Origin of the sequence: Pseudokineococcus marinus, from assembly GCF_013004605.1 — a bacterium.
GTDB classification, from domain to species: domain Bacteria; phylum Actinomycetota; class Actinomycetes; order Actinomycetales; family Quadrisphaeraceae; genus Pseudokineococcus; species Pseudokineococcus marinus.
On the sequence record NZ_JABEMA010000229.1, the window covers coordinates 1 to 4,996 of the forward strand.

The 4,996-nt window shown below is 77.7% G+C and carries 6 protein-coding genes; all 6 read left to right on the forward strand.

The features are described 5' to 3' along the window. The coding region (locus HLB09_RS12800; protein ID WP_171203740.1) for a bifunctional metallophosphatase/5'-nucleotidase at positions 1-1,781 on the forward strand (1,781 nt) is incomplete at its 5' end. Between the two features lie 398 nt (positions 1,782-2,179). Further along, a complete protein-coding gene (locus tag HLB09_RS20060) occupies positions 2,180-3,049 on the forward strand; it encodes an Fpg/Nei family DNA glycosylase (protein ID WP_171203741.1) in 870 nt (289 codons plus the stop codon). Positions 3,050-3,059: 10 nt separating this feature from the next. Next, positions 3,060-3,215: a DUF4177 domain-containing protein gene (locus HLB09_RS12810; protein ID WP_171203742.1), complete on the forward strand. Its 156-nt coding sequence runs from the start codon at positions 3,060-3,062 to the stop codon at positions 3,213-3,215. A 5-nt stretch (positions 3,216-3,220) separates the two neighbouring features. After that, positions 3,221-3,724, forward strand: coding sequence for a RidA family protein (locus HLB09_RS12815; protein ID WP_171203743.1), 504 nt, complete (start codon positions 3,221-3,223; stop codon positions 3,722-3,724). 75 nt (positions 3,725-3,799) lie between these two features. Next, positions 3,800-4,681, forward strand: a complete 882-nt coding sequence (locus tag HLB09_RS12820) for an NUDIX hydrolase (protein WP_171203744.1) — start codon at positions 3,800-3,802, stop codon at positions 4,679-4,681. Positions 4,682-4,691: 10 nt separating this feature from the next. Beyond that, positions 4,692-4,996: MBL fold metallo-hydrolase (locus HLB09_RS12825; protein ID WP_212771025.1), on the forward strand; the 305-nt coding region annotated here is incomplete at its 3' end.

A 4,996-nucleotide genomic window follows, 5' to 3' on the forward strand; every position in this document is an offset into this window, starting at 1 on the left:
CGGCGCTCGCCGCCGCCGCGCTCGTCGCCGGGACGGCACCGATGGCGGCGGCCGCGCCGGGGGACGGGCCGGGCCGCGGCGCCGAGGGCGCCCGCAGCGCCACCTTCACGCTCGTCTCCACGACGGACCTGCACGGCAACGTCCTCGACTGGGACTACTTCCGCTCCCAGCCCTACGCCGCCGGCTCCGAGCAGGGCCTCTCGCACGTCGCCTCCGCCGTCGAGGCCGTCCGCGAGGACCGCGGCGAGCGCTCCGTCCTCGTCGTCGACAACGGGGACTCCCTCCAGGGCACGCCGCTCACCTACGTGGCCGCCCGCGGGTCGGCCACGACCGGTCCGGTCACCGCGACCGGCGAGGAGCACCCGATGGCCACGGCGCTCGACGCCATCGGCTACGACGCGCAGGTCGTCGGCAACCACGAGTTCAACTACGGCCTGGACCTCCTGCGCGCCTACGAGCAGGACCTCGACGCCCCGCTGCTCGGCGCCAACGTCACCGACGTGGCCACCGGCGAGCCGGCGCTGCAGCCCTGGACGATCCAGCGGGTGCGACCGACCGGCGGCGGCAAGCCCGTCCAGGTGGGGATCGTGGGCCTCACCACGCCGGGCTCGCAGGTGTGGGACAAGCAGAACGTCGAGGGTCGCCTGGCCTTCGGCGACATGGTCGAGGCCGCGCAGCGCTACGTGCCCGAGGTCCGCGCCGCGGGCGCCGACGTCGTCGTCGTCCTCTCCCACTCCGGCCGCTCGGGCGCCTCCTCCTACGACGACACCGTGCTGCCGCCCGAGAACGTCAGCGACGCCATCGCCGCCCAGGTGCCCGGCGTCGACGTCGTCGTCGCCGGCCACAGCCACCGGGACCTGCCCGAGGCCTGGGTCGACTCCGCGGTCGAGCCGGGCAAGCGCGTGCTCGTCACCCAGCCCTACCGCTACGGCGCCTCGGTGACGGCCTCGGACCTCCACCTCGAGCGGGTGCGCGGCGAGTACCGCGTCACCGGCGCCGACGTCGAGGAGCTGCGCGCGGGCGACTTCCCCGAGGACCCGGCCTTCACCGCGCTGATGCAGCCCTGGCACCAGCGCACCCTCGACTACGTCGACACGGTCGTCGCCACCTCGGCCACCGAGCTGAGCGCCCGCGACGCCCGCTGGCGCGACACGGCGATCATGGACTTCGTCCACGACGTCCAGCGCGACGCCGTCCGCCAGGGCCTCGCGGGCACGCCCGACGCCGACCTGCCCGTCGTCTCGGTGGCGGCCCCGTTCCGCGCCGACGCCGTCTTCCCGGCCGGCGAGGTGACGATCCGCGACGTCGCCGGCCTCTACATCTACGACAACACCCTGCAGGCGGTGCGCATGACGGGCGCCGAGCTGCACGACTACCTCGAGCACTCCGCGCGCTACTACGCGTCCGTGCCCCCCGGCGACCCCGCCGACCCGACGTCCCTGTCGGCCGGCACGACGCCGGACTACAACCTCGACCAGCTCGCGGGCGTCTCCTACGAGATCGACCTCGCTCAGCCGGCGGGCTCGCGGGTCGGGCCGCTCAGCATCGACGGCCAGGCCCTCGGCGACGACGACGAGCTCGTCCTCGCCGTCAACAACTACCGGCGCTCCGGCGGCGGCGGCTTCCCGCACGTCGCCTCCGCGCCGCTCGTCTACGACCGCCAGCAGGACATCCGCCAGCTCCTCATCGACCGCGCGCAGGAGACGGGCTCCATCGACCCCGCCGACTTCGCCGCCGTCGACTGGCGCCTCGTCGCCGACGGCGAGCCGCTGTTCGGCTGAGCCACCAGTCCTCGCCGCGCCCCCGTCCGCAGACCTGCGGGCGGGGGCGCGGTGCGTCACGGGCCGTGCTCGCCAGAGACCAGGCGGAACCCGGTCGGTCGGCCGGCCGGCCGGCGGACGGGGTCGGGTCCGCGGGCGGACGCTCACCGGGACCGCTGGTGGTGCGCCTCCCGGGCGGACGGCGACGCCCGCCACGGAGACGCGGTGGTGACGGCTGCAGCGCGGGTGGTGGCGCGGACGCGGAGAGCACGTCAGGCCGGCGCCCCGACCCCCGTCTCCGGTGACCACCGCGCGCCGAGCCAGTGCCGGAGCGTGCGCGCCACCACCCGCACCCGGCCCCGCGACAGCCACGGGCTCGTGCAGGTGCCGTGCGCTGCGGCGCGGGCGACGATCTCCGGGTGCCGGAAGGGGACAGCGTCTACCTCGTCGCGCGGACGCTCGCCGCCCGGCTCGCGGGGACGACGGTGCGCCGCAGCGACCTGCGGGTGCCGCGGCACGCGACGGCGGACCTGTCGGGGCGGGCGGTGCTGGGGACGGCGTCGCGCGGCAAGCACCTGCTCACGCGGTTCTCCGGCGGCCTCACGCTCCACACCCACCTGCGGATGGACGGGTCCTGGACCGTCCTGGCGCCGGGGAAGGTGCTGCCGCGGCGGGTGCAGCCGGACGTGCGCGTGCTGCTCGCGACGACGGGCGGGCCCGGCGTGGCCGACGGCGAGCCCGGGCCGACGGCGGTGGCGCTGTCGATGCCCGTCGTCGAGCTCGTGGAGACGGCGGCCGAGGGCGACGTCGTCGGGCACCTGGGCCCGGACCTCCTCGGTGAGGACTGGGCCGACGGCGGTGCCGAGGAGGCGGTGCGGCGACTGTCCGCGCGCCCGGAGCGGGCGGTCAAGGTGGCGCTGCTGGACCAGCGGAACCTCGCGGGCGTGGGCAACATGTGGGCCGACGAGACGTGCTTCCTGCGCGGGCTGGACCCGTGGACGCCCGTCGGCGAGGTGGACCTGCCCCCGCTCGTGGCGCTCGTGGCCCGGATGCTGCGGCACTCGGTCGAGGTGCCGGGCGCCTACCAGGTGACGACGGGGGACACCCGGCGCGGGCGCTCGCACTGGGTCGTCGGGCGGGCCGGCAAGCCGTGCCTGCGGTGCGGGACGACGGTGCGGGTGCGGGCGGAGGTCGCGGGCGACCCCGAGCAGCGCCGCACGTGGTGGTGCCCCCGCTGCCAGCCCGAGCCCGCCGTCCGCGCCGTGCCGGGGCGCCGAGCCCGGGGCTAGGGTCGCGGCCATGCAGCAGTGGGAGTACATGACGGCGCCGCTCATCATCCACGCGACGAAGCAGATCCTCGACAACTTCGGCGAGGACGGCTGGGAGCTCGTGCAGGTCGTCCCGGGGCCCGACGGCAACGGCCTCGTGGCCTACCTCAAGCGCCCGAAGGGCTGAGGCGCGTGGGTGCGCTGGAGCGCCTCGCGGAGCTCGGGCTCGAGCTGCCCGACGTCGTGCCCCCGCTGGCGGCCTACCAGCCCGCGGTCCGGGCGGGTGACGTCGTGTGGACGTCCGGGCAGCTGCCGATCCGCGACGGGTCGCTCGTCACCACGGGCAAGGTCGGCGACGGCGTCCCCGACCCGCAGGGCCCGGCCCTGGTGCCGCCCGGCGACGCGGCCGAGCTGGCGCGCCTGTGCGCGCTCAACGCGCTGGCCGCCGTCGCGTCCCAGCTGCGCGACGGCGAGACGCTCGACGACGTGCGCGTGGTCAAGGTCGTCGGCTTCGTCGCCAGCGACCCCGCCTTCACCGGGCAGCCCGCGGTCGTCAACGGGGCCAGCGCCCTGCTCGGCGAGGTGCTGGGCGAGGCCGGCACGCACGCGCGCAGCGCCGTCGGCGTCGCCGTCCTGCCGCTCGACGCGCCCGTCGAGGTCGAGCTCCAGGCGCTCGTCACGTCCCGGACCCGCTGACCCGACCGGCTCCCCCGGCCCGCTGACCGGGGCCGCCGGGCCGCGGGCCGCCCCGCACCCCTCGAGAGGTCGTCCGTGCTCCGCCGCTTCCCCCTGCCGACCGACCTGCGCGACGCCGTCGAGCGGGGCGTCCCGCAGCCGCCCGCCGAGCCGGTGACGGCGGCGACGGTGATGCTCGTGCGCGAGCCGCCGATCGCCGGCACCGGCGTCGAGGTCTGGGTGCTGCGCCGCGCCGACGGCCTCCCGGCGGCCCCCGGAGCCACGGCCTTCCCCGGCGGCGGGCTCGACGAGCGGGACGCCGACCCGGACGTCCCGTGGCGCGGCGCCCCCGTCGAGGGCTGGGGCCGGCGGCTCGGCCTGCCGGACGAGGACGCCGCCGCGCTGCTGTGCGCCGCCGTCCGGGAGACGTACGAGGAGTGCGGGGTGCTCCTCGCCGAGGTCGACGACGCCGCGCCCGACCCGGGCGCCACCGTCCTGCCGGTCTCCGCGGAGGACGAGGACGCCGAGCGGGCCGCCCTGGCCCGGCGGGAGCTGCCGCTGTCGGACCTGCTGCGCCGCCGAGGGCTCGCCCTGCGCAGCGACCTGCTGCGCCCCTGGGCGCGCTGGACGACGCCGGAGCCGGCGGCCCGCCGCTTCGACACGTGGTTCTTCGTCGCCGCGGTGCCGGCGGGCGCGCGGGCCCGGCACCAGGGGCACCCGGGCCACGAGCAGGAGGCCGTCGAGGGCGCCTGGTGGCGCCCCGCGGCGCTGCTCGACGCCGAGGCCGAGGGCCGGGTGAGGCTCCTGCCGCCCACGCGGGTGGCGCTGGAGGAGCTGGCCGCCGCGGAGGACCTCGCCGCGCTGCTCGGCACGCGCCGCTCGCTCGAGGAGGTGCTGCCGCGCGTGGCCGGCGCGCCGGACGACCTGCACCTGCTCGCGGACCTGCCCGAGCACCCCGACCCGGTCGGTGTCGTGTGAGCGGGCCGCCGTGAGCGGCGCCGCGGACGAGGCCGTCGGGGCGGCGGCGCGCCGCGTGCTGGCGCCCAACCCCGGGCCCATGACGCTCGAGGGCACGAACACCTGGGTGCTGGGGCTCGGCGGCGGCGCCGTCGTCGTGGACCCCGGGCCCGACGACGAGGGGCACCTGCGGCGGGTGCTCGACGTCGCCGACGGCCTGGGCGGGACGCGCCTGGTGGTCCTGACCCACCACCACGACGACCACCGCGCCGGGGCGCCGCGCCTCGCCGCCCTGGCCGGGGCGCCGCTGCGCGCGGCCGACGCCGACCTGCAGGG